Origin of the sequence: Streptomyces sp. NRRL S-920, from assembly GCF_000717945.1 — a bacterium.
Taxonomy (GTDB): Bacteria; Actinomycetota; Actinomycetes; order Streptomycetales; family Streptomycetaceae; genus Streptomyces; species Streptomyces alboniger.
Genome location: NZ_JODF01000009.1, coordinates 107614 through 132244 on the forward strand (window position 1 = coordinate 107614; position 24631 = coordinate 132244).

General features: G+C 69.6%; 21 protein-coding genes. 5 read left to right on the forward strand and 16 right to left on the reverse strand.

Features of this window, described 5'->3' with window-relative positions; genetic code table 11:
- Positions 1-63: 63 nt before the first annotated feature.
- Entirely contained in the window at positions 64-1266 is a 1203-nt protein-coding gene (locus tag IG54_RS0109345; protein ID WP_051819388.1) for a CapA family protein, read from the reverse strand.
- A 26-nt stretch (positions 1267-1292) separates the two neighbouring features.
- On the opposite strand from IG54_RS0109345, the gene IG54_RS0109350 reads away from it, so the two are divergent.
- Positions 1293-2273, forward strand: coding sequence for a hypothetical protein (locus IG54_RS0109350; RefSeq protein ID WP_234336075.1), 981 nt, complete (start codon positions 1293-1295; stop codon positions 2271-2273).
- A gap of 39 nt (positions 2274-2312) precedes the next feature.
- Here the strand turns inward: IG54_RS0109350 and IG54_RS0109355 are convergent, their stop codons facing one another.
- Entirely contained in the window at positions 2313-2678 is a 366-nt protein-coding gene (locus tag IG54_RS0109355) for an STAS domain-containing protein (protein WP_030779815.1), read from the reverse strand.
- A 171-nt stretch (positions 2679-2849) separates the two neighbouring features.
- Positions 2850-3587, reverse strand: a complete 738-nt coding sequence (locus IG54_RS39185) for an ANTAR domain-containing protein (RefSeq protein WP_051819389.1) — start codon at positions 3585-3587, stop codon at positions 2850-2852.
- Between the two features lie 276 nt (positions 3588-3863).
- On the opposite strand from IG54_RS39185, the gene IG54_RS0109365 reads away from it, so the two are divergent.
- From IG54_RS0109365 to IG54_RS0109375, 3 genes are read left to right on the forward strand one after another with little or no spacing between them, the layout of a single operon-like run.
- Entirely contained in the window at positions 3864-4610 is a 747-nt protein-coding gene (locus IG54_RS0109365; RefSeq protein WP_037896796.1) for a GAF and ANTAR domain-containing protein, read from the forward strand.
- Complete coding sequence (locus IG54_RS0109370) at positions 4607-5335, forward strand: GAF and ANTAR domain-containing protein (RefSeq protein WP_030779825.1); 729 nt, start codon at positions 4607-4609, stop codon at positions 5333-5335. Before IG54_RS0109365 ends, IG54_RS0109370 begins: the two co-directional genes overlap by 4 nt.
- A gap of 47 nt (positions 5336-5382) precedes the next feature.
- Positions 5383-6069, forward strand: a complete 687-nt coding sequence (locus tag IG54_RS0109375; RefSeq protein WP_051819391.1) for a GAF and ANTAR domain-containing protein — start codon at positions 5383-5385, stop codon at positions 6067-6069.
- Between the two features lie 18 nt (positions 6070-6087).
- Here the strand turns inward: IG54_RS0109375 and IG54_RS0109380 are convergent, their stop codons facing one another.
- From IG54_RS0109380 to ngcE, 13 genes are all read right to left on the reverse strand, one after another.
- Positions 6088-7584, reverse strand: a complete 1497-nt coding sequence (locus IG54_RS0109380; RefSeq protein WP_030779831.1) for an ArnT family glycosyltransferase — start codon at positions 7582-7584, stop codon at positions 6088-6090.
- An 84-nt stretch (positions 7585-7668) separates the two neighbouring features.
- A complete protein-coding gene (locus tag IG54_RS0109385) occupies positions 7669-9171 on the reverse strand; it encodes an amino acid permease (RefSeq protein ID WP_030779834.1) in 1503 nt (500 codons plus the stop codon).
- A 146-nt stretch (positions 9172-9317) separates the two neighbouring features.
- On the reverse strand, positions 9318-11249 hold the full coding sequence (dxs, locus tag IG54_RS0109390) for a 1-deoxy-D-xylulose-5-phosphate synthase (RefSeq protein ID WP_030779837.1): 1932 nt from the start codon (positions 11247-11249) through the stop codon (positions 9318-9320).
- 228 nt (positions 11250-11477) lie between these two features.
- Positions 11478-12770, reverse strand: a complete 1293-nt coding sequence (locus IG54_RS0109395; RefSeq protein WP_030779840.1) for a sugar ABC transporter permease — start codon at positions 12768-12770, stop codon at positions 11478-11480.
- Complete coding sequence (locus tag IG54_RS0109400; RefSeq protein ID WP_030779843.1) at positions 12767-13567, reverse strand: ATP-binding cassette domain-containing protein; 801 nt, start codon at positions 13565-13567, stop codon at positions 12767-12769. The genes IG54_RS0109395 and IG54_RS0109400 overlap by 4 nt, the downstream gene beginning before the upstream one ends.
- A gap of 132 nt (positions 13568-13699) precedes the next feature.
- Positions 13700-14797, reverse strand: a complete 1098-nt coding sequence (locus tag IG54_RS0109405) for a sugar ABC transporter substrate-binding protein (protein WP_030779846.1) — start codon at positions 14795-14797, stop codon at positions 13700-13702.
- A 122-nt stretch (positions 14798-14919) separates the two neighbouring features.
- Positions 14920-16119, reverse strand: a complete 1200-nt coding sequence (locus tag IG54_RS0109410) for an ROK family transcriptional regulator (protein WP_030779849.1) — start codon at positions 16117-16119, stop codon at positions 14920-14922.
- Between the two features lie 196 nt (positions 16120-16315).
- Positions 16316-17188, reverse strand: a complete 873-nt coding sequence (locus tag IG54_RS0109415) for a carbohydrate ABC transporter permease (protein WP_030779852.1) — start codon at positions 17186-17188, stop codon at positions 16316-16318.
- Entirely contained in the window at positions 17188-18135 is a 948-nt protein-coding gene (locus tag IG54_RS0109420) for a carbohydrate ABC transporter permease (RefSeq protein WP_199809517.1), read from the reverse strand. Before IG54_RS0109420 ends, IG54_RS0109415 begins: the two co-directional genes overlap by 1 nt.
- A 52-nt stretch (positions 18136-18187) precedes the next feature.
- Entirely contained in the window at positions 18188-19450 is a 1263-nt protein-coding gene (locus IG54_RS0109425; RefSeq protein WP_030779859.1) for an extracellular solute-binding protein, read from the reverse strand.
- Positions 19451-19599: 149 nt separating this feature from the next.
- Positions 19600-20490 carry a carbohydrate ABC transporter permease gene (locus IG54_RS0109430; RefSeq protein ID WP_030779861.1) on the reverse strand — a complete coding sequence of 297 codons (891 nt, stop codon included), beginning with the start codon at positions 20488-20490 and terminating at the stop codon, positions 19600-19602.
- Between the two features lie 39 nt (positions 20491-20529).
- The gene (locus tag IG54_RS0109435; RefSeq protein WP_234336083.1) at positions 20530-21459 is read right to left on the reverse strand and encodes a carbohydrate ABC transporter permease; all 930 of its coding nucleotides are present in this window, start codon (positions 21457-21459) and stop codon (positions 20530-20532) included.
- Between the two features lie 125 nt (positions 21460-21584).
- On the reverse strand, positions 21585-23018 hold the full coding sequence (gene ngcE / locus IG54_RS0109440; RefSeq protein WP_030779867.1) for an N-acetylglucosamine/diacetylchitobiose ABC transporter substrate-binding protein: 1434 nt from the start codon (positions 23016-23018) through the stop codon (positions 21585-21587).
- Positions 23019-23798: 780 nt separating this feature from the next.
- Between ngcE and IG54_RS0109455 the strand changes: the two genes are divergently transcribed.
- A complete protein-coding gene (locus IG54_RS0109455; protein WP_030779870.1) occupies positions 23799-24539 on the forward strand; it encodes a DUF4097 family beta strand repeat-containing protein in 741 nt (246 codons plus the stop codon).
- Positions 24540-24631: the final 92 nt, after the last annotated feature.

The window sequence follows — 24631 nt, forward strand, 5'->3', positions numbered from 1 at the left end:
TGTGAGCCAGCTCGCACTGATCGAGGGTTTGCGCCTCGGATCAGCTGGAAGCGGTCCTTCCGGTCAGTCGGCGGGCAGCTCTTCCAGCGGTTCGAGGCCGTCCTTGCTCGCGCCCCTGTTCAGGAGCGTGCCCTGGGTGCGCTCGAAGGCGAGGCGGTAGCGGGCGCGCTGCTGCTCGCTGAGGCCCTTGCCGTCCCGCAGGGTGGCGGCCACATCGAGGAGCCGGTGGTCCTCGACGGCCCCCTTGGGCAGGGCGCCGGTCTCGTCCGGGTCCGGCGGGATGTCCACGAACGTGGGCACGTACTTGGCGTCGACGTCCCACTCGCCACCGCGCTTGACGAACTCGAACCAGCCGATCACGCCCTCCTCGGTCAGACCGCTGGGCACGTCGTGCCGGGCGACCTGGTTGCCGAGTCCGTACGCGATCCAGGTGCCGTCGACCTTCTCCATCGGCTGGACGACGTGCGCGTGGTGGCCGATGACGAGGTTGATGCCGGTCTTCTCGGCGATCTGGCGGGCGAGCTTGATCTGGGGGGCGCTGGCGTTGGGCTGGTTCTCACGGCCCCAGTGGATGCTGAGGATCACTACCTCGGCGCCCGCCTTGCGCGCCTTCTTCTCGGCGGCGGCGATCGCGTCGAAGTCGTTCTGGTTGACGATCCACGGCTTGTCCTTGGGGACCTCGCGGCCGTTGAACCCGAAGGCGAAGGCTATCTGCCCGACCTTGACGCCCTTTACCTCGGTAATGAGCGGTTTGCCCCCTTCTGCCGCGCTTCGCGCCGAGCCGGTGTGGCGCAGGCCGGCCTTGTCGAGCGCGTTCAGGGTGCGGGTGACGCCGGCGGGACCGTGGTCGAGCGTGTGGTTCGACGCCGTGGAGCACTGGTCGTAGCCGATGTCCTTGATGGCCGTGGTGATCTGCGGCGGCACGAGGAAGTCCGGGTAGCTCTGGAAGGGACCGCCCGGCTTGCCCACCACCGGCTCGAAGTGGCAGATGCCGAGGTCGGCCTTGCTGATGACCGGCTTGACCCCGGCCATCATCGGCCGGAAGTCGATGCCCTTCTCGCCCTTGCCCGTGACCTTGGCGTCCTTGCGGGCCTGGTCGGTGAGTTGCGGGTGGATCAGGATGTCGCCCGCGGCGGCGACGGTGAACGAGGGACCGGCGTCGGCGGCCTGGTCGTCGTCGCCGAAAGGGCCGCAGGCGGCGGTGGCGAGCAGCAGGAGCGCGGAGGCCGCACAGGTCACGAAATGCCTGCGGGAGGGACGTGTCATCACAGGGCTATCTTTATACAACCATGATGAACTCCCACACTCGGCCGGTAGCGATAGCAAAAAAGCTCGGGATTCTCACCGCCGCGACCGCCTGCGTACTCAGCCTCACGCAGTGCTCGGGCGGCTCCTCGGACCAGGGCCGGGCGCCCTCGCGGGAGCACCGGGGGCCGTCCGCTACGACCCCCCGGCCCGGCCTGGAGCGGGAGATCACCACCTACACCGCCGATTTCGGCGAGGACACCGGCTACCGCCGCCCCTCGCGCACCGACCGCGGCACGGTCGCCGCGGGGGTCGGCCTGCTGCTCGACGGCCGCCGCGATGAGGCCGAACGCCGCCTGGCCGACGTGGACTTCGCGGTCCGCACCGTGACCGACGAGGCCACCGGGCGGCGGTACGCGGAGATCGCCGACCGCGCCGAGAGGGGCGCCGCGCCGCGCGGCTGGGGACGTGTCTACGTCGGTCTCGACTCCCCCGCGCGCTGGTCGGTCCAGGTCCCCCACCCCGTGGCCGACCAGTACACGGAACGGCTCGGCGCCCAGCTCCTCAGCCACGCCCCCGGCGGCGTACTGGTCATCGCGGGAGCACATCGCAAAGCCGGCCGCGGTGATGAGGCGGACGTCGCGCACCGCAGGGACAGCGTCTTCCACGCCGTCTGCGCCGAGCTGGTGCGCCGCGGGCTGCCCGGCGTACAGCTGCACGGCATGGCGGACGACTCCGCTCCGGATCACGATGTGGTCGCCTCGACGGGCCGGGGCAGGGAGGCCGTCACCGAGGGCCGCGCCCTCGCGGACGACCTCGGGAAGCGCGGCTACGACGTGTGCCGCGCCTGGGCGAGGTCCTGCCCCCTGGCGGGCCGCACCAACGTCCAGGGCCGCGCGGCCACCGCCCGCGATGTGCCGTTCCTGCATGTCGAGTTCGGCCCGAGGCTCCGCGAGGACCGCGACCGCGCGGAGGGGGCGGTTCAGGCGCTGGCCGATGTCACGCGGACATGGCGGCGAGGCGCTTAGCCCGGCCACCTCCCAGAACCGGTCCCCCGCCTCGGGACGTCAGGCCGCCGTGCGCGGCGGAACCGTCGGCGCAGGCAACTGGTCCAGGATCTCGAACCGCACGTGCAGGCTCGGGTGGCGGAGCAGCCGAAGGGCGACCGGATCCGTGCAGATCAGACGCAGTCGTCCGGCGCCCGCGCGGGACCAGGCACGGTTCAGGAGGCGTACCGCGGAGCCGTCCATGAACTCCACCTGCCGCAGGTCGATCAGCAGCTCGGCGGAACCGGCGTGGGACAGGGTGTCGAGGTAGGCGGTGACGTCGGGTGCGGTGGCAAGGTCGATCTCGCCGCACAGGCGGACCAGGACGCCGGTGCCATGGGTGTGTACGGACGCGATACAGCGGGCTGCTGGCAACGGGAAGGGCATGACTCTCGCTCGGCGAAGTGCAGCGGATCCCCCGTGGGGAGCGGACTGCCGACGGGGTCTTGGCCGACGTTCCACCGTAGGGCGCCCCGCCCTGCGGTGGATCCGGTTCGGCATAACACCTGCGGCGCCGGGCTCCGCGCTGGTAAGGAGCCCGGGTCACGGGGCCGGGGCTCAGGGCCCGGCGGGATCCGGCGGGGGCGGATCGGGCAGGCGCAGGCCGCGGTGGACGATGGCGTGGGCGAGGTCGGTCAGGTCGGTGCCGCGGAGGTGCGCGTGCGAACGCAGCAGCGCCAGGGCCTGGCCGGTGGTGAGGGCGTGGCGGTAACTGATCATGCCGGTGGCCTGGTGGACGACGGCATCGGTCGGCAGCAGCCAGGCGTCGGCGGCGGAGTCCTCGCCGGGCACCGGAGCGGCCAGGAGCAGCAGTTCCGCGGCTAGTACGTGCGTGCGGGCGGTGCGCAGGTCCGCTTCGGGCAGGTCACCGGGCCGGTCGCGGTAGAGGCTCAGCACGAGCCCCGGCTGGGGAACGGCCGGGCGGGCGCCGACGACGGGGATCGCGAAGACGGCCCGGATACCGTCGGCGCGGGCCTGCGCGGCGAAGACGGGCCACGCCCCGGTGACGTCCGTGTCGTCGAGGTCGGGCGCGAGGACCGGCGCGAGACGGCTCAGGGACTGGACGCAGGGGCCTTCGCCCAGGTTTATCTGGAGGGTCTCCCCCCGGCCGGCCAGCGGGCCGACGGCGGCAAGGGAGACGCGTTGAGCCAAGGCCGCGTCCGCGGCCAACGTCAGTCCGACCGAGCAGCGTCGGCTCAGTGCCGCCCTGCACGCGCGCACGAGACTGCTCGCCGGGTCGGGGCGGTCGACGTGGAGGGCGGCCAGCTCGACGGCCGTCGCCCGGGCGCCCTTCACGGGGAACAGACGTGGGGCGCGGACAGGGAGAGCGCGCGGGGAAGTGTGCACATGGCCGTGCTTCCGATCCTTGGCACTCAACTGCCGATGCCACCCATGATCGGAAGCCAATGTCATGGTTGCCGTACGAGACGAAACCAGCGTTCGGGGCGGGTGGCCTGCTTCCACCCTACGCTCCTGGCGCCGCCGACCACGGCCCATGCCCGGAATGAACGGGCCCCATAGACTGGGCGTGCCGTTTCCCGGATGGATTCGGCCAGGCAGGAGGTGACACCCGTGGGTTCCAAGGGCGACCTCGCCGCTGTCCTGGAGAGCCTGCGCCCGGCCCCCGAAAGCGGCGGCCTGCTCGGCGCGGACGCGCCGCGGTGCGCCCGTGCGCTGGGGGTCGACGGTGTGGCGGTGTCCGTGACGGTCGGCAGCCGCCTCAACGAACTGCTGTGGGCCACCCCGGGTGTCAGCACCCGGCTGGAAGACCTCCAGTTCACCCTGGGCGAGGGACCGGGCCCGCAGGTCGCCGAGTCCGGTGCGGCCGTGTCGGTGCCCGATCTGGGGCGTGAGCCGGCCAGCCGGTGGCCAGCCCTGCTGCCCGAGGCCCTGGCGCTGGGGATCAGGGCGGTCTTCTGCCTGCCGCTGCTGGCCGGCACCGCCTGCCTCGGCACGATGACCCTGCAACGCGCGAGACCCGGCCCGCTGGAGGAGATGTCCCTGACCGACGCGTGGATCGTCACGCACGCGCTGACCGCCACACTGGTGCGGGACAGCGGGCAGTGGGACGCCTTCGCCGCCGCGGAGGACGGCTCGCACCTCTACCGGGCCGCGGTGCACCAGGCGACCGGGATGATCAGTGTGCAGGCCGGGGTCTCCCTGGCCGAGGCGCTGGTCCGGCTGCGGGCCCATGCCTTCCGCCACGGCCGGCCGTTGATCGAGGTCGCCGAGGACGTGGTGGCCCGGCGGGTGCATTTTCGTCAGGATGATGGGGACGGCCGGGCGCGCTTGGCCGGCGGAGGGACTGAAGGGCCATGACTCGAGAAGAACACCTGCTGGCAGCCGTCATCGACGCGGTCGACACGCTCGTCGACGACTTCGATCTGATCGACTTCCTGCACACGCTGTGCGATCGCTGTGCGGAGCTGCTCGATGTGTCGGCGGTGGGAGTGATGCTCGAAGACCCGCAGGGCAACCTCCAGCTGATCGCCGCCTCCGACGAGCACACCCGCCTGCTGGAGCTGTTCGCCCTCCAGCACGACGAGGGGCCGTGCGTGGAATGCCACCGCAGCGGTACGGTCCGGCTGAACATCGACCTCTCCTCGCCGGTGGAGACCGGCCCCTTTCCGCTCTTCGCGGCCCGGGCCCAGAAGGCCGGTTTCGTCGTCACCCACGCACTGCCGATGCGCCTGCGCGAAGCGGTCATCGGTGCGTTGAACCTCTTCGACACCCGCCCGCAGAGCCTCTCCGCCGCCGACGCGCGGGTCGCGCAGGCGCTGGCGGACGTGGCGACCATCGCCATCCTCCAGCACCGCACCGTCGCCCACGCCAACCAGCAGCGCGCCCAGATGCACGCGGCCCTGACCAGCCGCGTCACCATCGAACAGGCCAAGGGCATCCTCGCCGAACGCTGGGGCACCACCGTCGACGAGGCCTTCGACGCCCTGCGCCGCCACGCCCGCTCCCACCAGCTCGGCCTGACCCAGCTGTGCCGCCAGCTCATCGACGGACACCTCGACTCCAACTCCATCGCGCACGCCTGACCCGCCCGCCGGGTCCCGCACTCCGTGACCTCTCATCGGGACATCCCATGGATGACGACGAACACGCCGCCGCGTGGCGCAGCGTCGGCTCCGCCGACGGCAGCATCACCCTCGCCACGGCCTGCCGGGCCTGCGCGGCGGATCTGGACATCGACTGCCTCGGCGTGACCCTGGTCGTCGGCGGCGAACTGCGCCTGCTGGCCCACGTCACCGACGAGCGCGCCCGGCGCCTGGAGGACGCCCAGCTCACCACCGGCGAGGGGCCTTGCACCGAGGCCTACGTCGGGCGCGCCCTGGTCGAGGAGGCAGACCTGGACCGGGCGTTCCGCCGGTGGCCGGCCTTCACCCAGGCCGCCGCCGAGCAGCGCCTGCGCTCCGTGACCGCCCTCCCCCTGACCACCGGCCACCTGCGCGTCGGCGCCGTGAACCTCTACCGCGCCGCGCCCGGTCTGCTCACCGCCCGGCACAAGGCCCTGGCACGCGGCTACGCCCGTATCCTCGCCCTGCTCGCCATCGACGAACACCCCCACCTGGCCACCGCCGAATACCGCCCCGTCCGGCCCGGCCCGCAGGGCTACCCGCCCAGTGTCCACATGGCCGCGGGCGTCCTCGCCGAGGCGTACCAGCTGCCCCCGGACGACGCCCTGGCCCGGATGCGCGCCCACGCGTTCCGCCACGACCAGCCCCTGCACCAGACCGCCGAGCACGTCCTCACCCACCACACCCTCGACTGAGGTGTGCCCGCGTCGGCCTCACCGCCCCCGCCGATCCACCCGCTCGTACACCACCGCCCCCTCCACCCACAGCACCGGCTCGTACCCCACCGCCAGCGCCCTGCGCAGGGACGGGACGCGGGCAGGGGCGTACGCCTTGCCGCGGGAGTCGTCGACCACCAGCGTCGGGGGGTGGGCCCGCCACTCCTCGCGGAAGGCCGGCCAGGCGCCCCGGACCGCGTACTTCTCCCCCACCTGCGGGCCGTTGCGGCCGCCGCTGTAGTTGGTGAGCAGCCCGGCCGTGAGGAAGCGGCTCGCGGGGGTGCGGTCGGCCAGCCAGTAGCCTTCCGGGTGTATCCCCCACAGCAGCACCCGGTCCTGCGGGCCGGTGTGCGCCCTGACGGTCTCGGCGAGGCGCGTGGCGTGCGCCAGTTCGGGGCGCGGCGCGAGGAGGCCCCAGGCCAGGAAGAGCGCACAGGCACACCCCGAGGTCACCACCGCGCGGATCGTGCGGTCGCGCGGCAGGATCTGGAGTGCCGCCGTCCCCAACAGGGCCAGTGGCGGCATGAGTTGCAGGTAGTAGTGGCCGAAGAAGTGGAAGCCGAGGAGGACCGCGGCGACCGACGAGGCGAGCCACAGCCACAGCTCCGCCGCTCCGGTGCGAGCGATGCGCAGTACGCGTACGACCGGCGGGAGAATGCCCGCGCAGGCCGCCGCGAGGACCGCGGCGTTCACCAACCCCCGCGCCAGGACGTGGAGTTCGGAACCGGTGAAGGAGGCGTAGGCGCCCGAGCCCGTCACCGTCCAGAACAGGAACCCCGAGGGTGTCGTCTGGGCGGCCGCGGCCAGGACGGGCGCGCACAGACCGGCGGCAAGGCGCAGGGCGTCCCGCCGGGAGGGCCCGCCCCGCCACAGCAGCCAGAGCACCGGCAGCAGCACCGCTCCCCCGGTCTGCTTGGCGAGGAAGGCGCAGGCGACGGCGGCCCCCGCCGCGCCCCACCGGCGCCGGTCCGCGCACCACATCGCCGCGGCCGTGCACGGCAGCGTGAAGACCTCGAAGCTGGCCGCCTGGGCGTCCTCCGGGTTGAGGCCGACCGAGATCAGGAGGTACAGGACGCCCGCCGTGCGGCCCGCGCCGTCCCCCCAGCGGCGCCGGGCCAGCGAGGCCAGGAGTACGGCCGTCAGGAGCTGCGCGGCGACCGCGAGGACCTTCAGCGGCAGGAGCGAGGAGTCGCCGAAGAGCGCGAAGGCGCCCGCGTAGAGCCAGGGGACGAGCGGCGGCTTGCGGTCGACCACCGTCTCGTACAGCTCGCCGCCATCGGCCAATATCCGCGCCTGGACGGCCAGATAGCCCTCGTCGGGGTTCCACAGCGGCCACCGGAAGGAGGGCAGACGGGTCACGCACGCCAGGGCGGCGAGCAGCGGGAGCAGCCGTACCCAGTAGGCGGCCGAGGGCTCGGGGACGTACTCCTTGCGCGGGCCCGGCACCCGGAGGTCGCGTACGGAGCGTAGTGAGGTGGAGGGCGCGGCGAGCATACGGTGCACGCTATCCGGCCCCGCAGTTCCGATCGGATCGGGACATACGGGGCCGGTGAGGAATGCCTGGCGAACGGCGGGCGACTACCGTGCGTCGTCGGCGGAGAGCTGCTTCTCGCGCCGGCCCAGCTGGCTGTGCGAGCGCCCGTACGCGAAGTAGACGATGAAGCCGAGCACCATCCAGATGCCGAACCGCAGCCAGGTCTCGGCGGGCAGGTTCAGCATCAGCCACACCGAGGCCGCCACCGAGAGGATGGGCACCAGGGGCACCATCGGGGTGCGGAAGGCGCGCTCCAGGTCGGGGCGGGTGCGGCGCAGGATGATGACGCTCAGGGCGACGACGACGAAGGCGAAGAGCGTGCCGATGTTCACCAGTTCGGCGAGTTCGTTGAGGCTGGTGAAGCCCGCGAGGATGGCGATGAGCACACCGAGCAGGATGGTCGGCCGGTGCGGCGTCTTGTACTTCGGGTGGACGTGCGAGAAGAACCGGGGCAGCAGCCCGTCCCTGCTCATCGCGAAGAAGACGCGGGTCTGGCCGAGCAGCAGGATCATGCAGACGGTGGTGAGGCCGACGGCCGCGCCGAAGCTGATGATGCCGGCGTAGAAGGGGTGCCCGGTGGCCTTGAAGGCGTCGGCCAGCGGGGCGTCCACGGAGAGTTCGCTGTAGTGCTGCATGCCGGTGACGACGATCGACACGGCGACGTACAGGACCGTGCAGATGAGGAGGGAGCCGAGGATGCCGCGCGGCATGTCGCGCTGCGGCAGCTTGGTCTCCTCGGCGGCGGTGGCCACGATGTCGAAGCCGATGAAGGCGAAGAAGACGACCGAGGCGGCCGTGAAGATGCCAAGGACACCGAAGTTGGTGGGCGCGTATCCGAACATCAGCTGGATCAGTGGCGACTGGATGCTCTCACCCGCGGGCACGTCCTGCGCCTTGGGAATGAACGGCTTGTAGTTGTCGGCCTTGATGAAGAAGGCGCCCGCGATGATGACGATCAGCACCACGGCCACCTTGATGGCCACGACGACCGTGGTCACGCGCGCGGAGAGCTTCATGCCGAGGACGAGGATGGCGGTGAGGACGAGCACCAGGGCGAAGGCGAGCAGGTCGAAGCCGAAGCCGTCGGCGGCATCGGGCCCGGTGAGCGTCTCCGGCAGATGCCAGCCCGCGTTGTCCATCAGCGACCGGACGTAGCCGGACCAGCCGACGGCGACCACGGCGGTGCCGAGGGCGAATTCGAGCACCAGGTCCCAGCCGATGATCCAGGCGGGCAGCTCGCCCAGGGAGGCGTAGGAGAAGGTGTACGCCGACCCGGCCACCGGCACGGTCGAGGCGAACTCCGCGTAGCAGAGGGCCGCGAGCGCGCAGACGACGCCCGCGACGACGAAGGCGAGCGCGGTGGCGGGGCCCGCGGACTCCTTGGCCACTTTGCCGGTCAGGACGAAGATGCCGGTGCCGATGATGACACCGACGCCGAAGACCGTGAGGTCCAGGGCGGACAGCGATTTCTTGAGCGCGTGCTCCGGCTCCTCGGTGTCCTGGATGGACTGCTCGACGCTTTTTGTTCGGAACAGGGGGCTTGTCACGGGTGAACCTCCAGCTTGTCGTCCACGACATGATCGAGAGGGCGAGTACCCCTGAAGCCCCGGCACGGGCCTATTCACGCGAATGGGCCGGTCCCACCACCCGTACAGGGTGGTCGGTACCGGCCCATCGGCCGTGCGGGTTGACGTCAGTCGCGGGCGGGCTCCACGGAGTCCACGGCCGCGGCGGCGGACCGCTCGAACCGGCCGTCCAGCTTGGCCACCAGCCCCGTCACCTGCCGGGCGATGTCCGGCGCGGTCAGGCCGATCTCGGCCAGGATCTCCTTGCGGGAGGCGTGGTCGAGGAAGCGCGGCGGGATACCGAAGTCGCGCAGCGGCACGTCCACGCCCGCGTCGCGCAGGGCCTGGGCGATCGCCGAACCGACGCCGCCCGCACGGGAGTTGTCCTCCACGGTGACGACGACGCGGTGCTTCTCGGCGAGCGGCGCCATGGCCTCGTCGACCGGCTTGACCCAGCGGGGGTCGACGACGGTCGTGGTGATGCCCTGCTTGTCCAGCAGGTCGGCGATCTCCAGGCACATCGGGGCGAGCGCGCCCACGGAGACGAGCAGGACATCCGGCCGGCCCGTGCTCGCCTTGCGCAGCACGTCCATGGCGCCGACCTTGCCGACGGCCTTGACCGCCGGGCCGACCGCGCCCTTGGAGTAGCGCACGACGGTCGGCGCGTCGTCGACCTCGACGGCCTCGCGCAGCTGGAGGCGGACCTGGTCGGCGTCGCGCGGGGCGGCGATCCGCAGGGTCGGCACGCACTGGAGGATCGACATGTCCCACATGCCGTTGTGCGAGGCACCGTCCGTGCCGGTGACGCCCGCCCGGTCCAGGACGAAGGTGACGCCGCACTTGTGCAGGGCCACGTCCATCAGGAGCTGGTCGAAGGCGCGGTTGAGGAAGGTCGCGTACACGGCGAAGACCGGGTGCAGGCCGCCGGTGGCGAGGCCCGCCGCGGAGACGGCCGCGTGCTGCTCGGCGATGCCGACGTCGTAGACCCGCTCCGGGAACGCCTTGGCGAACTTCTCCAGACCGACCGGCTGGAGCATGGCCGCCGTGATGGCGACGATGTCCTCGCGCTCGTGGCCGAGCTTGACCATCTCCTCGCCGAACACGGACGTCCAGTCCATGCCGCCCGCGGCGATGGGCAGCCCGGTGTCGGGGTGGATCGGGCCGATGCCGTGGAAGTGGTCGGCCTCGTCGTCCTCGGCGGGCTTGTAGCCGCGGCCCTTCTCGGTGATGCAGTGCACGATGACGGGGCCGCCGAAGCGCTTGGCGCGCTGGAGCGCGGACTCCAGGGCCTCGATGTCGTGGCCGTCGATCGGGCCGACGTACTTCAGGCCGAGGTCCTCGAACATGCCCTGCGGGGCGATGAAGTCCTTCAGGCCCTTCTTGGCGCCGTGCAGCGTCTCGTAGAGCGGCTTGCCAACGACCGGCGTGCGCTCCAGGAGGTCCTTGCCGCGGGCCAGGAAACGCTCGTAGCCGTCGGTCGTCCGCAGGGTCGCCAGGTGGTTGGCGAGTCCACCGATCGTGGGGGCGTACGAACGCTCGTTGTCGTTGACGACGATCACCAGCGGGCGGTCCTTGGCGGCCGCGATGTTGTTCAGCGCCTCCCAGGCCATGCCGCCGGTGAGCGCGCCGTCACCGATGACGGCGACGACGTGGTCGTCCTTGGCGCGCACCTCGTTGGCCTTGGCCAGGCCGTCGGCCCAGCCGAGGACCGTGGAGGCGTGGCTGTTCTCGATCACGTCGTGGTCGGACTCGGCGCGCGAGGGGTAGCCGGACAGGCCGCCCTTGCTGCGGAGCTTGCCGAAGTCCTGGCGGCCGGTGAGCAGCTTGTGCACATAGCTCTGGTGGCCGGTGTCGAAGAGGACCTTGTCCTTCGGGGACTCGAAGACGCGGTGCAGGGCGATGGTCAGCTCGACCACGCCGAGGTTGGGGCCGAGATGGCCGCCGGTCTTGGAGACTGCCTCGACGAGGAAGCCCCGGATCTCTCCGGCCAGCTGGTTCAGCTCCTCGGGACTGAGCCGGTCCAGATCGCGCGGTCCCGTGATGCGGGTCAGCAGCGGCACCCGTGCCTCCTTGCAGTAGAGCTGAGATGTGCTGTTCGAGCGTTGCCGGGTCTGTCGAGTCTAATGTTCCGCATCCCCGAACCGCGCCCGGGGAGCCGCTCCCGGCGCACAAACAGATCCCCCGCGCCCCTGAGGGGACGCGGGGGGAAGCCCCGTGAGGGGCGCGGGGAACTGCGCGACCAGCGACGACGGCGCCGCACCCGAAGAGCCGCCCCACCAGCGGAGCGCCTACGCGCGCCCGGCGGACTTCTGCGTACGCCGCGAAACAGAGTCGATGACCACCGCGGCGAGCAGCACAGCCCCCGTGATCATGTACTGAATCTCACTCGCCATACCGAGCAGATTCAGCCCCTGCTGAATGGACTGGATCACCAGCATGCCGAGCAGCGCGGACCACACCTTGCCGCGTCCGCCGAAGAGGCTCGTCCCGCCGATGACGGCCGCCGCGATCACCATCATCAGCGTGTTGCCGCCGCCCAGGCTCTTCGTGGCGCCGCCGGAGAGGCTCGCGATGAACAGGCCGCCGAAGGCCGCCAGCATCCCGGACACCGCGAAGACGATGATCCGGACCCGGTCGACGTTGATACCGGCCCGGCGCGCGGCCTCCGCGTTGCCGCCGACCGCGAAGACCTGGCGGCCGAAGGTGGTGCGCCGCGCCACGAAGTCCGCGACGACCAGGACGGCGAGGAAGAGCACCAGGGCGAGCGGCAGTCCGCGCGCTCCCGCGGGCTCGTTCAGGACGTACGCGGCGCCGCCCGCGAGGACGGCGACGACGACCGTGCGCAGCACGATCTCGCTGACCGGGCGCGAGGGCAGCCCGGCGGCCTTGCGGCGCTTGCTGTCCAGCAGCAGGGACGCGGCGTACGCGATGATCGCGACGGCGGCGAGACCGTAGGCCGCGGCCTTCTCCGCGAAGAAGTGCCCGGTCAGGTCCTCGACGACGCTGCCCTCGGGCGTGTTGATGCTGCCCTCGCCGCCCATCAGCCAGATCTGGAGGCCGCTCCAGCCGAGGAAGCCCGCCAGGGTGACCACGAAGGCGGGTACGCCGATCTTGGCGAAGAAGAACCCGTGGACGGCGCCGATGGCCAGGCCGGCCAGGACGGCGATGACGACGGCGAGCCAGTCGTTCAGATCGTGGGTGACGCTCAGCACCGCCCAGACCGCCGCACCCATGCCCGCGACCGAGCCGACCGAGAGGTCGATCTCGCCGAGCAGCAGGACGAAGACGATGCCGACGGCCATGATGCCGAGGCCGGAGGTGAAGACGGCGATGTTCGCGAGGCTGCTCGCGTCCAGGAAGTGGTCGTTCTTCAGCTGGAAGACGACCGCGATGACGATCAGGCCGATGACGACGGGCAGCGAGCCCAGCTCACCGCCGCGCATCTTGCGCTTGAACTCGGTCCAGTAGCCGGCCAGGCCCTCCTCGCGGACGAGGAGGCGCGGGTCGACGGCGGGGACCGGGGCGGCCGGGGCCGGGGTGCCGGAGTCGGTGCTCGTCGGGGTCTTGGCGAGGTCGCTCACTTCGCTCCCTCCTTCGGTGCCGTGGCCGTACGCGCCTTGCGGCGGGTCACGGCGTTGTCCGTGGCGCCGGTGATCGCGGCGATGATCTCTTCGTTGGTGGTGCCGGCGACGGAGAACGTGCCGTTGTTGCGGCCGAGCCGCAGCACCGCGACCTTGTCCGCGACGGCCCGTACATCGGCCATGTTGTGGCTGATGAGGATCACGCCGTGGCCGCGCTCGCGCAGCCGTTCGACCAGGTCGAGGACCTGCGCGGTCTGCTCGACGCCGAGGGCCGCGGTGGGCTCGTCGAGGATGACGACCTTGGGGTCGCCGACCAGCGCGCGGGCGATCGCGACGACCTGGCGCTGACCGCCGGAGAGCGCCGCGACGGGGATGCGGACGCTGGGGATGCGGATGGAGAGGGTGTCCAGGAGTTCCCTGGCCCGCTTCTCCATCCTGATCTCGTCGAGGACGGAGGCGCTCTTCAGCTCGCTGCCGAGGAAGAGGTTGGCGACGACGTCGAGGTTGTCGCAGAGGGCGAGGTCCTGGTAGACGGTGGCCACGCCGAGGTTCTGGGCGTCGTGCGGCCGGCCGATGCGGACCGGGCGGCCCTCCCACTCGATGGTGCCGTCGTCGATCGGGTGAACGCCCGAGATCGTCTTGACGAGGGTGGACTTGCCGGCGCCGTTGTCGCCGACCAGGGCGACCACCTCACCGGTGTGGATTTCGAGGTCTACGTCCGTGAGCGCCTGGACGGCGCCGAACCGCTTGGAGACCCCGCGCAACGCCAGCACGGGCGTAGCGGACACGTGAATCATCTCCTTCACCGCCTGACCGGCGGGGATGGTGGTACAGCGAGAGCAGAACAGCGGCCCGTGGAGCGCTCTCACGAACGCCCCACGGAGCCCGTGGGGTGCGAACGGCGCGGCCGTCCGCGTCAGTTGCGGGAGTTACTTGATGCCCGCCGCGTCGCACGCCTTCTTGTACTGGGCGGTGCAGATCTCGCTGACCTTGTAGACCTTGTCCTTGACGATCGTCTCGGCGACCTCGTTCTTGGTGATCGCCTGCGCGTCGTACAGCCGGGCGGGGATCCCCTTGAAGTCGCCGCTGAGCGAGTCGACCTTGCGGTCGGTGACGGTGTCGATGGCCTTGCCCTGGAGCAGGCGCACGGCGATCTCGGCGGTGGTCTCGGCCTCCGGCTTGATCTCCTTGTAGATCGTGTAGTCCTGGTCGCCGCTCAGCAGGCGCTGCACGCCCGCCAGCTCGGCGTCCTGGCCACCCACCGGGACCTTGATGCCGCGCTGCTTCAGCGCGGTGATCACGCCGCCCGCCATGCCGTCGTTGGCGGCGTAGACGCCCTGGATGCCGTCCTTGCCCAGCTTGTCGATCGCGGAGGACATCTTCCTGTTCGCCTCGTCGGGCGACCAGTCCGGGATGTCCTGCTCGTACGCGATCTTCTTGACCTTCTTGTCGAGCACCGAGTGGGCGCCCTTCTTGAAGAAGGGGGCGTTCGGGTCGGTCGGCGAGCCGTTGATCATGACCACGTTGGCGTCCTTGGCCTTGGCGCCGAGCGCCCTGACCATGGCGCCGCCCTGGAGGCGGCCGATCTTCTCGTTGTCGTAGGACACGTAGGCGGCGAGCGGGCCCTCGGCGAGACGGTCGTACGCGACGACCTTGACGCCCTCCTTGTCGGCCCGCTCGACCCAGGACTTCGTCGACTTGTAGTCGACCGCGTCCAGAATGATCACCTTGACGCCCTGGGTGATGAGGGCGTCGAACTGCTTCTTCTGGTTCTCGATGTCCTGAGCGGCGTTGTTGTACTTGACCTCGCAGTCCGAGCAGAGTTCCTTGATCTTCGCCTCCATGATGGGGCGGTCGAAGGTCTCGTACCGGGTCGTCTTGTTCTCGGGGAGCAGCAGACCGATGGTCTTGTCGTCGCCGCCGCTGCCCTTGTCATCGCCGTCTCCGGCCTTGCCGCACGCGGTCATGGCCAGTGCCATCGAAACCGCGGCCGTGCCTATGACGACGCGACGCGTCATTGCGTTCATGGTGGGGTGCCTCCCTGACGAGGCCGCGTCGTTGCGGCCGAGGTGGCTCGAAGTCAACTCGGCCGCCACACCAGCGTCAAGGAGTAAATCCTTAACGAGATGACAACGGTGCCATGCGTTATCTAAGTGAAGGCGGGAGTATCTGCGGGGAGCGTTCCATCCAAAAGGGTTGAATCGCCCATCTCGCTGAGTGCGAGGGCCAGTGCGCCGAGCACCTCGGCGCGGCCGCCAAGTGCCCCCGGCAGCACGGTCAGTTGCCGGGCCGCGCTCGGGATCGCGTACCGCCCGACGGACTCCCTGATCGGGCCGAGCACCAGCTCACCGGCCTCCGCGAGGTCGCCGCCGAGGACGACCCGGGAGGGGTTGAGGAGGTTGCAGAGGTTCGCCACGCCGCTGCCGATGTGCCGCCCGACGTCGGCGATCACGCGCCGGCACCCCGGGTCGCCCTCCCGGGCGAGGCCCACCACACGCTCCATGGTCAGATCCGTGCCGTGGCTCGACTGGAGCAGCGGCAGGACATAACGGGCGGCGGTGAAGGTCTCCAGGCAGCCGCGGTTGCCGCAGCGGCAGACCGGGCCCGACTCGTCGAGGGTGATGTGGCCGATCTCCCCCGCCGTGCCGCCGGGCCCCCGGTAGATCCGCCCGCTGATCACCAGCCCCGCGCCGACACCGCTCGCGACCTTGATGTACGCGAGGTCCTTGACCCCGCGGCCGCTCCCCCAGACCAGCTCGCCGAGCGCGCCGAGGTTGGCGTCGTTGTCCACGTGCACCGGCACGCCGAGCCGGGCGCCCAGCTCCTCGGCGGGCTTGGTGCCGGCCCAGCCCGGCAGGATCGAGGTCGAGCCGAGCGTCCCGGACTCCACGTCGATGGGCCCCGGCACGCCGAGCCCCACGCCCGTGATCTTCGTACGGTCCACGCCGGTGGCCGCGATCAGCCTGCTGACCAGCTGCTCTGCCCGGTCGAAGCCCTGCGCGGCGGACGCGTCGACGTCCAGCGGCTCGGCCTCCTCGGCGAGTACCTGGTGGGCGAGGTTGCCGACCGCCACGCGCAGGTGGGTGTGTCCGAAGTCGACGCCGATGACGATGCCCGCGTCGCCGCTGAGGGAGACGCTGCGGGCCCGCCTGCCGCCCGCCGAGGTGGGCGTGACCTCGACCGTTCCGGCGTCCTTCAGCTCGCGCACGATGTTGGAGACCGTCGCCGCCGACAGGCCCGTCGTCCTCGCGATCTCCGCCTGCGTGAGCGACCCGGCCAGGCGTACGGCGCGTACGACCCGCTCCAGATTGGCCCGGTGCAGAGAGGACTGCGACCCCGGAGTCTCCATTGACTCTTCCACCTTTGCCGTATGACGTACGGCACCAGGGCCGCCCGTACAAGTTGTGAACTCCAAGCTCCGATGAAGGGGTTGGCGCAGTCAAGTCCTTGACGGAAAAACAGGGGAACGGACACGGAACGGGCCGGGGCCCGGCGGGAGGTATTCCGCTCCCCCGCCGGGCCCCGGCCCGCCTCGGCGCCGGCCGCTACTTCACGGACCCCGCCGTGAGCCCCGACACCACATGCCGCTCGATGAAGGCGAAGAGCACGATGACCGGCACGATCGCGACCACCGACGCGGCGAAGAGGTAGTTCCACTGGACCGTGTAGTTGCCGATGAAGTTGCTGAGGCCCACCGTCAGCGGCTGCTTGTCCGGCTCCGTGGTGAGCGTCAGGCCCATCACGAACTCGTTCCAGGAGGTGATGAAGGTGAAGATCACCGCGGTGACCACGCCGGGGAGCGCGAGCGGCAGCGTCACCTTGATCATCGCGCCGAAGCGGCTGGTGCCGTCCACCATGGCGGCCTCCTCCAGCTCGGGTGGGATCGAGCTGATGTAGGCCGTCAGGATCCACACGGCGAAGGCGAGGTTGAACGCCGCGTTGGTGAGGATCAGCGTCCAGACCGAGTTCAGCATGTCCAGCTGGTGGAACTCGCGGTAGAGGCCGACCAGCAGGGCCGTCGGCTGGAACATCTGGGTGACGAGGACGAGGACCAGGAAGAGCTTGCGGCCGCGGTAGCGAATGCGGGCCGTGTAGTAGGCGGCCGGGAGGGAGACGAGGAGGACCAGGAGCGTGGCGCCGCCTGCCACGAGCAGGGTGACCTGGAGGTTCTGGCCGAGATCGGACTCCTTCCATACGTCGATGAAGTTGGCCCACTCCAGGTTCTGGGGCAGATACGTGCGGTCCCGCAGCTCCTCCTTCGGGCGCAGCGCGGTGACGATCATCTCCAGGTACGGCGCGAGGAAGACCGCCGCGAGGAGCCAGGCGCAGGCCGTGATGACCAGGGTGCGGGGCCGGAAGGAGCGCTTGGGTGCGCGGCCCTTCCGGGGCGCGGGGCGGGTCGCCGTGGCGGTGGCCATCAGTCCTCCTCGTTCCACCGGCTGACCTTCAGGAAGATCAGCACGAGCACCACGACCATCAGGAAGTTGACGACCGACATGGCCGCGGACTCACCGATGTCGGTCTCCTTCAGCTTGTACATGAACACCATCGACGTGGAGGTGTCGTAGCCCGGCCCGCCCTGGGTCATGGCCCAGATGATCGGGAAGGAGTTGAAGACGTTGATGAGGTTGATGACCACGCCGACGAGGAAGGCGGGCCGCAGCATCGGGAGCGTGATGTGGCGGTACGTCTGCCAGGGCCCCGCCCCGTCGATCCGCGAGGCCTCGTAGATGTCCCGCGGGATGGTCTGGAGGCCCGCCAGGAGCGTGTACGTGGTGAAGGGCAGGGAGACGAAGACGGCGACGGCCATCATCCAGGGCCAGGCGGTCTCCGGCCGGCCGAGCCAGTCCTTGGAGCTGTCGATGAGGCCGAGGTCGAGCATCAGCGTGTTGAGGACGCCGGCGGTCTGGTTGAGCATCCACTTGAAGCCGATGGCGGTCATCAGGACGGATGCCGCCCAGGGGGCGATGAGGGCCCAGCGGGTGAGGCGCCGGCCCGGGAACTTCTGGTTGAAGAGCTGTGCGAGGGCGAGGGAGAGCAGCATCGTGACGGTGACGACGACGAGCGTCCAGATCACCGTCCACGTCAGGACCGCCCCGAAGTCGCTCTCCTCGAAGAGCTTCTTGAACTTGTCGGCCCCGGCGCTGCCGCGCACCTTGCCGGCGATGGAGATGTTGAGGAACGAGGTGCGGATCAGCTCGATGACGGGCCAGACGACCACGGCGAGGATCAGCAGGATGACGGGCGCTATCCAGGGCAGCGGGCCGAGCCGGGCGATGCCGCTGCGGCGGCTCACCGGCCTTGCCGCGCGCCCGCCCCGTCCCCGGCCTGCGTCGGCAGGGGACGGAGGGGCCTTCAGTGACACAAGGACTCCTTGCGAACTGGGTTGACGGGGGGTGCCTGGGGGATGCCGGAGGTTACTTGGCGTCGGCCGCCGCCGACTCCGCCTTCTTCTGGAGGTCGCCGAGCACCTGCTTCGGGTCGTCGACGACGGCCTTGCCGCCGGTCTTCTTGATCTCGGCGGAAACGAGGTCCCAGGAGGTGTCGCCCAGCGGGTAGAACTTCGCGCTCGGCAGCACCTTGAAGAACGGCTCCAGGTCCTTGTGCTTGCCGTTGCTCCGCATGGTCTTCAGGGCGTCCTGGGTGACGGGCATGAGGTTGTACATCTCGTCGAACTCCAGCATCTTCTTGGAGTACGTGAAGTCCAGGAACTTCTTCACGCCCGCCTTCTCGGCGCCGCCGTCCTTGAACGCCATCATCCAGTCGGCCACGCCGAGGGTGCTCTCCAGCGGGCCGTCCTTGCCGGGGATGGGGACCACGCCGTAGTCGACGTTGCCGCCCTTGGCCATCTGGATGAGGCTCGGGTGGCCGTTGAGCATGCCGACCTTGCCGCCCGCGAAGTCGGCGAAGGCCGTCTTGCGGTCGGTGGAGGCGGGGTTGGCGTAGGTGAGGCCGGGCTTGACCAGGTTGGTCTTGAGCCACTCGAACGTCTCGACGTTCTGGGCGCTGTCGAGGGTGTACTTGCCGCTCGCGTCGGTGTAGCCGCCGCCGTTGCCCAGCTCCCACATCATCGTCTCGCCCTGGGTCTCCTCGGGGCCGAGCGGCAGGGCGTAGGGGGTCTCGGCGGCCTTCTTGTCCTTGATCTTCTTCGCGGCCGCGGCGAGTTCGTCCCAGGTCTTCGGCGGGGTCTTCACGCCGGCCTTCTTGAAGACGTCCTTGTTGTAGAACATCACGCGGCTGGAGGAGACCCACGGGATGCCGTACTGGGTGCCGTCGACCTCGCCGGCCTTGGCGAAGGTGGGGATGAGGTTCTCGCGGGTCTTGGCCGACATCACCTCGTCCGCCTTGTAGAGGAGGTCGTCGGCGACCTTGTCGGCGTAACCGCCGGTCTGGAGGAGGTCGGGCTCGTCGCCTGCCTGGATCATGTTCTTGACGGACTTGTCGATCTCGTTCCAGTTGATGACCTGGACGTCGACCTTGTAGCCCTTGTTGGCCTTCTCGAATTCCTTCTTGACCTGGTTCCAGTACACCTTGGAGGCGTTGGAGGCCTTGTCGCCGTAGTCGGCGGCGACGAGCTTGATCGTCTTGCTGTCGCCGCTGTCGCCGTCCCCGCCGCAGGCGGTAAGTCCCAGTGCCATGCAGAGCGTTGCCGCACCGGTGGCGACCATTCGATTCCTCATGCTGTCCAACCCTTCGACATCGGTGTCGACTTGAGCGCGTACAGTCGCACCCCCGCGGCGCCGTGGCGCCGAGAATACGCACGTCCACTTCTGCCTAGACAGGCCTAGACCACTTTCGTGGCCAACCTGAAATCACCTGCCCTACCAGGTCACTTGAGGGCGCCGGCGGTCAGACCGGCCTGTACCTGTCGCTGGAAGACGGCGTAGACGACGAGCACCGGCAGCATCGCGATCGTCAGACCCGCGAAGAGCGCTCCCCAGTCGCCGCGGTAGCCCTGGGAGACGGCCAGCGAGGCGAGGCCCTGGGGCAGTACGTAGGTCTTCTCGTCCTCGTTGTTGAGCAGCAGCGGAAGCAGGTACTGGTTCCACTGGCCGAGGAAGTTGAAGATGCCGATGCTGACCAGGCCGGGCTTGGCCATCGGCATCATGATCTGGAAGAACGTACGGGTGTGCGAGGCACCGTCGACCATCGCCGCCTCCTGCACGCCGGTCGGCAGCGTGCGGAAGAAGGAGGTCAGGAAGAAGGTGGTGAAGGGCAGTGAGTACGCGATGTAGGCGATCATCAGGCCCGGCCGGGTGTCGAGGAGCCCGAAGTTCTCCATGACGGCGAAGAGCGGGACGAGCGCGAGGATGACGGGGAACGTCATGCCGCCCACGAAGAGCAGGAAGATGAGGCGGTTGCCGGGGAAGGCGAAGCGGGCGAGGACGTAGGCGGCCATAGACCCGAGCAGCATGGTGCCGGTCAGTGAACCGGCCAGGATGATCAGCGAGTTGACGGTGTACTGGCCGATGTTCGCCTTGTTCCACGCGTTGGTGAAGTTCTCCCAGTGGAAGGAGGCGGGCCAGCCCGTCGGATCGCTGAGGATGTCGGCCGAGGGGCGGAACGCGGTGAGGGCGACCCAGATCAGGGGCCCGGCGGCGAGGACGACCCACAGGACGAGGAAGGCGTGCGAGAAGACGTTGAGGGTCGCGCCCGACTCCTTCGCGCGGGGTACGGCGGCGGTCTCGGGGCGGGGCGCGGCGGCGCTGGTCGTGGTCATGTGCAGGTGGCTCCCGCGGTCTCGGTATTCGATCCGGTCTCAGTATTCGATCCGGTCGCGGTTCCCGGCCCGCATGACGATCACGGAGAACGCCATGCTCAGGACGAGCAGGACGACACCGATGGAGGTGGCGTAGCCGTACTGGCCGTCACGGAACCGTTCGTAGAGGAAGACCGGGGTGACCTTCAGGACGTGCGAGGGCACCATCACGAGGCAGATCGCGAAGGTGTCGAGCGCCTGGATGCCCATGTAGATCCAGCCGGTGCGCACGGTGTCCCAGATCAGCGGGAGCGTGACGCTGAAGAACGTACGGGCGCGGCCCGCCCCGTCCAGGAGCGCGGCCTCGTAGATGTCCTTGGGGATGGCGCCCATCGCGGCGGAGAACAGGACGACGTAGAAGCCGATGAAGCTCCAGCTGATCACGATGAGCAGCGAGATGAGGCCGAGCGTCTGGTCACCGCCCAGCCAGGCCGGGCCGTCGACGCCGGCCTTGTCAAGGCCCCCGTTGATCAGGCCGCTGTTGGTGTTGAAGACGCGCCCCCACACCACGGCGATGATGGCGACGGACAGGACCTGCGGGAAGAAGTAGACGACCTTGTAGAACGACGATCCGACGACGCCCGCGATGGCCTGTCCCCTGCGGTGCCGGCCGCCCGCGGTGATCATGTAGGCGAAGAACATGCCGAGGACGAGGGTCAGGAGCGGGGCGACGACGAGCAGGAGGACGCTGACCTCCAGCGAGTCCCAGAACCGCTCGTCGTCCCACATCTTGCGGTAGTTGTCGAACCCGACGAAGTTCGCCACCGGGCCGCCGGACCAGTCGGTGAAGGAGTAGTAGATCGCCTGGAGGAAGGGCGAGATGACGAACAGCACGTAGAACGCGAGCGGCACGGCGAGAAAGCCCACGATGAAGCGGTACTTGTCGAGCGTGCGGTAGCGCCGGTCGTAGCGGACCCGGCGCGGGGTCAGGCCGGGCGGCAGCAGGAACGCCAGACACAGCAGCGGCCCGTTGGCCGGTTTGGGCGGAGTTTTGGGCTCCGCCCTCTTCTTCGAGGGCGGGGGCTTGGCCACCCGGGGGTCGGTCTTCACGCCGTTCAGGCCTTCTTGACCTTGGTGACGTCGGGGTCCTTCAGGATCCGCTCGCTGGCCTTCTGCATGGTGTCCATCGCCTGCTTGGGGCCGATCTGGCCCTGCATGAACTTGTGGATCATGTTGTTGAAGTCCTCGCGGAACAGTTCGTTGTACCAGTCCATGAACTGGGGAATGACGATGTTCTCGCCGGCCGCCTTGATCGCCGCCTGGGCGCTCGCCGTACCCGAGGGGAGCTTCTGGCCGTCGATGGCGCCCTTGACGACGGGCATCGAGCCGATCTCCTTGAAGAGATTGAGCGCGGCCTCCTTGCTGTACATCATCCGCAGCCACTCCAGGCCGCCCTGCCGGTTCTTGGCCTTGGCGGGGATGATGAAGGGCTCACCGGCCGGGGCGTAGAGCGTGCCGAACGGCATCTTGTCGCCCGAGTCCAGCGACGGGGTCGCGCCCACGGTCATCCGGAAGTCCTCGGGGGTGGTGTCCTTCGCCTCGTTCTCCACCCAGGAACCGTTGGGTACGAAGAGGCACTTGCCCTCCTTCGTCCAGGCGGTCTGCATCTCGGTGTGCGCCTGCTGGCCGTCGAAGCCGGTCAGCACGTACTTCTTGGCGACCAGTTCCTCCCAGGCCTCGAAGACGTCCTTGACCGCGTCGTGCTTCCAGGCGCCCGGCTCCAGGTAGTCCATCGCCTCGATGACCTCGCGGCCGCCGCGCTGGGCGAACATCGTGTACATGCTGAAGAACATGTACCGCGGGTGGCCGCCCGGGTAGCTCCAGCCGTGGATTCCCTTGGCCTTGGCCTTCTTGCAGACCGCGAGCATCTCGTCCCAGGTCTTCGGGTACGCGGAGTCAAGGCCGTCCTCCAGGAGCTTCTTGGAGTGCCAGTTGCCGTACACCGTCAGCGCGATGTTCAGCTGGTAGCACTCCCTGCCGCCGAAGCGGCCCATCTGCTCCACGACCGGCACCAGCGTCTCGCGCACCGTGACGTCCGGGTCGTCCCACGAGGGGGCGTCGAGCACCTCGCTCAGATCGGCGACCTGCTTGTTGTGCACGAGCTTGCCCGGGTTCATCTGGTCGGCGCCGGAGTTGTTGACGACGTCCGCCGTGGGCTTGCCGCGTACGATCTTCGGCTGCACCTGGGTGGCGATCTTCTCGGTCGCCTTCTGGCTCGCCTCGGCCTTCGGATACTTCTCGGCGTACATGTCCGTGACGAACTGGGCGTACTTGTCGCCGTACCCGCCGTTGAAGATGTAGACCGCGAGGGCCGCGTCCTCCTTCACGCCGAGGGGATTCTTCTTGCTCTTCTTCCCCTTCTCGGCCTTGTTCTCCTCGCCGCCCCCGCTGGCGCAGGAGCTGAGCGCCCCCACGGCGGGCACCGCGAGCAGACCGGTGGCGGCCGCCCTCTTGATGACATCACGACGGTTGACGCTGGTGGATCCCATGCTCAAGTCCTCGCCTTCTCACAGGACTCAGGCGGTGAACCGGACCCTCCCCGGCACCGCGGTGGTGTGAAGCTGGGGTCGTGCGTGGACGCCGAGCGGCTGTGCGGGCCGACGGGTGCCGACAGGTATAGTCCACTCGCGCTCGACTGGGCAAGATCGAATACACATTTGCCCCACGGGGTTTCCTAGTTGAGACCTATGGGATCGCCTGGTCAAACCTCTCGCACAACACCGGGCGGGGACGTGGACTTTCGCGGCGTTTCTTTTGGACTTTCCCTGATTTCGGTTCAGGGCAGTCCGAGAGCACGGAAGACCCAGCCGGCCTCGCGCCAGGCGGCCGGGGCGAGGGCCATGCAGACCCTCATGCGGGGCTTCAGGTCCGAGGCGGTCGACATGGCTCAGGGCGCCTTCGAGCGGGCCAGAGGGCAGGGCGTGCCCCGCGTGCCGGCGTTCACCAAGCTGATCGGGTCCCGGGGCTGCCCTCAGCTGGAACGCGCAGGCCACCGCGATGCCGACCGGGGCGTACACCCGGTCCGTCGGCATGCGCCTGGCGATCGTCGGGACCGCCCACCTCGCGGCGCGAACCGGCTGCCCGTGAGTTCGTCCGGCGGACCCGCGAGCGGCCCGGCCTCGCCGCCTGATCCTCGGGCAGCCCCCGTGCCTTCGATCCGGGACGGGCAAGGGCGGGGGCCCCCACCGTGGGCGGCGCTGTCGCTGCGTAGAGTCGCAGTGAATGATCATCGATCCGACCCGCTCCAACTCGCTCCCCAGGGGAAATCCATGCGCCGCTTACCGCCCCGCGTCCTCGCAGCAGTAGCTCTGACCGCTCTCAGCGCCGGCGGGCTCTCCGCGTGCTCGACCCTCGATCAGAAGACCCTCGAGGACGACGCCACGGTGTCCCGGAAAGTAACCTCGATCCGCCTCGACAGCGGCAACGGCGGGGTGGAGGTGGACGCCTCCGCGGACATCTCGGCGGTCTCCGTTCACCGCACGGTCAGCTACCGCGGTGACAAGCCGAGCCGCACGTCATTCAGCGTACGGAACGGCGTTTTGACGCTCTCCGGCTGCGGCGAGGACTGCGGCGTCGACTACGTCGTCAAGATCCCCGCCGGGCTTCCGGTGACGGGAGGCGCGTCCAACGGCCGCCTCGAACTGACCGATGTCGGCGCGGTCGACGTGCACACGACCAACGGCGAGATCGCGGTGACCGGCGCGACGGGCCCGGTGGAGCTGCGCTCACGCGACGGCGGCGTCCACGTCAAGGATGCCAAGGGCGGCGGCATCGACACGCGGACGACGAACGGCGAGGTGACGATCCACGCGGCCACCCCGCAGAACATCAAGGCCCGCACCACCAGCGGCGGCCTCACCGTGACGGCCCCGCCCGCCAAGTACCGGGTCTCGGCGAAGGTCACCAACGGCGAGAAGAAGGTGGCGTTCAAGAACGACCCGTCGGGCGAGTACCGCCTGGATCTGTCGACCACGAACGGCGCCCTGACGGTGGAGTCGGCAGGCCGGTGATCTGCCTGCCGCAACAGCCTTGACACCGCTCGCCACTTGACTCCCTACTAGACCTTGCGCAGCGATCGTGACAACGTTGTCCAACTCGCAAG

What these genes read in the sequence shown, in the direction of transcription:
- IG54_RS0109345 (WP_051819388.1), bottom strand. Translation starts at nt 1,266, where the DNA reads ATGACACGTCCCTCCCGCAGGCATTTCGTGACCTGTGCGGCCTCCGCG.
- IG54_RS0109350 (WP_234336075.1), top strand. Translation starts at nt 1,293, where the DNA reads ATGAACTCCCACACTCGGCCGGTAGCGATAGCAAAAAAGCTCGGGATT.
- IG54_RS0109355 (WP_030779815.1), bottom strand. Translation starts at nt 2,678, where the DNA reads ATGCCCTTCCCGTTGCCAGCAGCCCGCTGTATCGCGTCCGTACACACC.
- IG54_RS0109370 (WP_030779825.1), top strand. Translation starts at nt 4,607, where the DNA reads ATGACTCGAGAAGAACACCTGCTGGCAGCCGTCATCGACGCGGTCGAC.
- IG54_RS0109375 (WP_051819391.1), top strand. Translation starts at nt 5,383, where the DNA reads ATGGATGACGACGAACACGCCGCCGCGTGGCGCAGCGTCGGCTCCGCC.
- IG54_RS0109380 (WP_030779831.1), bottom strand. Translation starts at nt 7,584, where the DNA reads ATGCTCGCCGCGCCCTCCACCTCACTACGCTCCGTACGCGACCTCCGG.
- IG54_RS0109400 (WP_030779843.1), bottom strand. Translation starts at nt 13,567, where the DNA reads ATGATTCACGTGTCCGCTACGCCCGTGCTGGCGTTGCGCGGGGTCTCC.
- IG54_RS0109405 (WP_030779846.1), bottom strand. Translation starts at nt 14,797, where the DNA reads ATGAACGCAATGACGCGTCGCGTCGTCATAGGCACGGCCGCGGTTTCG.
- IG54_RS0109410 (WP_030779849.1), bottom strand. Translation starts at nt 16,119, where the DNA reads ATGGAGACTCCGGGGTCGCAGTCCTCTCTGCACCGGGCCAATCTGGAG.
- IG54_RS0109415 (WP_030779852.1), bottom strand. Translation starts at nt 17,188, where the DNA reads ATGGCCACCGCCACGGCGACCCGCCCCGCGCCCCGGAAGGGCCGCGCA.
- IG54_RS0109425 (WP_030779859.1), bottom strand. Translation starts at nt 19,450, where the DNA reads ATGAGGAATCGAATGGTCGCCACCGGTGCGGCAACGCTCTGCATGGCA.
- IG54_RS0109430 (WP_030779861.1), bottom strand. Translation starts at nt 20,490, where the DNA reads ATGACCACGACCAGCGCCGCCGCGCCCCGCCCCGAGACCGCCGCCGTA.
- ngcE (WP_030779867.1), bottom strand. Translation starts at nt 23,018, where the DNA reads ATGGGATCCACCAGCGTCAACCGTCGTGATGTCATCAAGAGGGCGGCC.
- IG54_RS0109455 (WP_030779870.1), top strand. Translation starts at nt 23,799, where the DNA reads ATGCGCCGCTTACCGCCCCGCGTCCTCGCAGCAGTAGCTCTGACCGCT.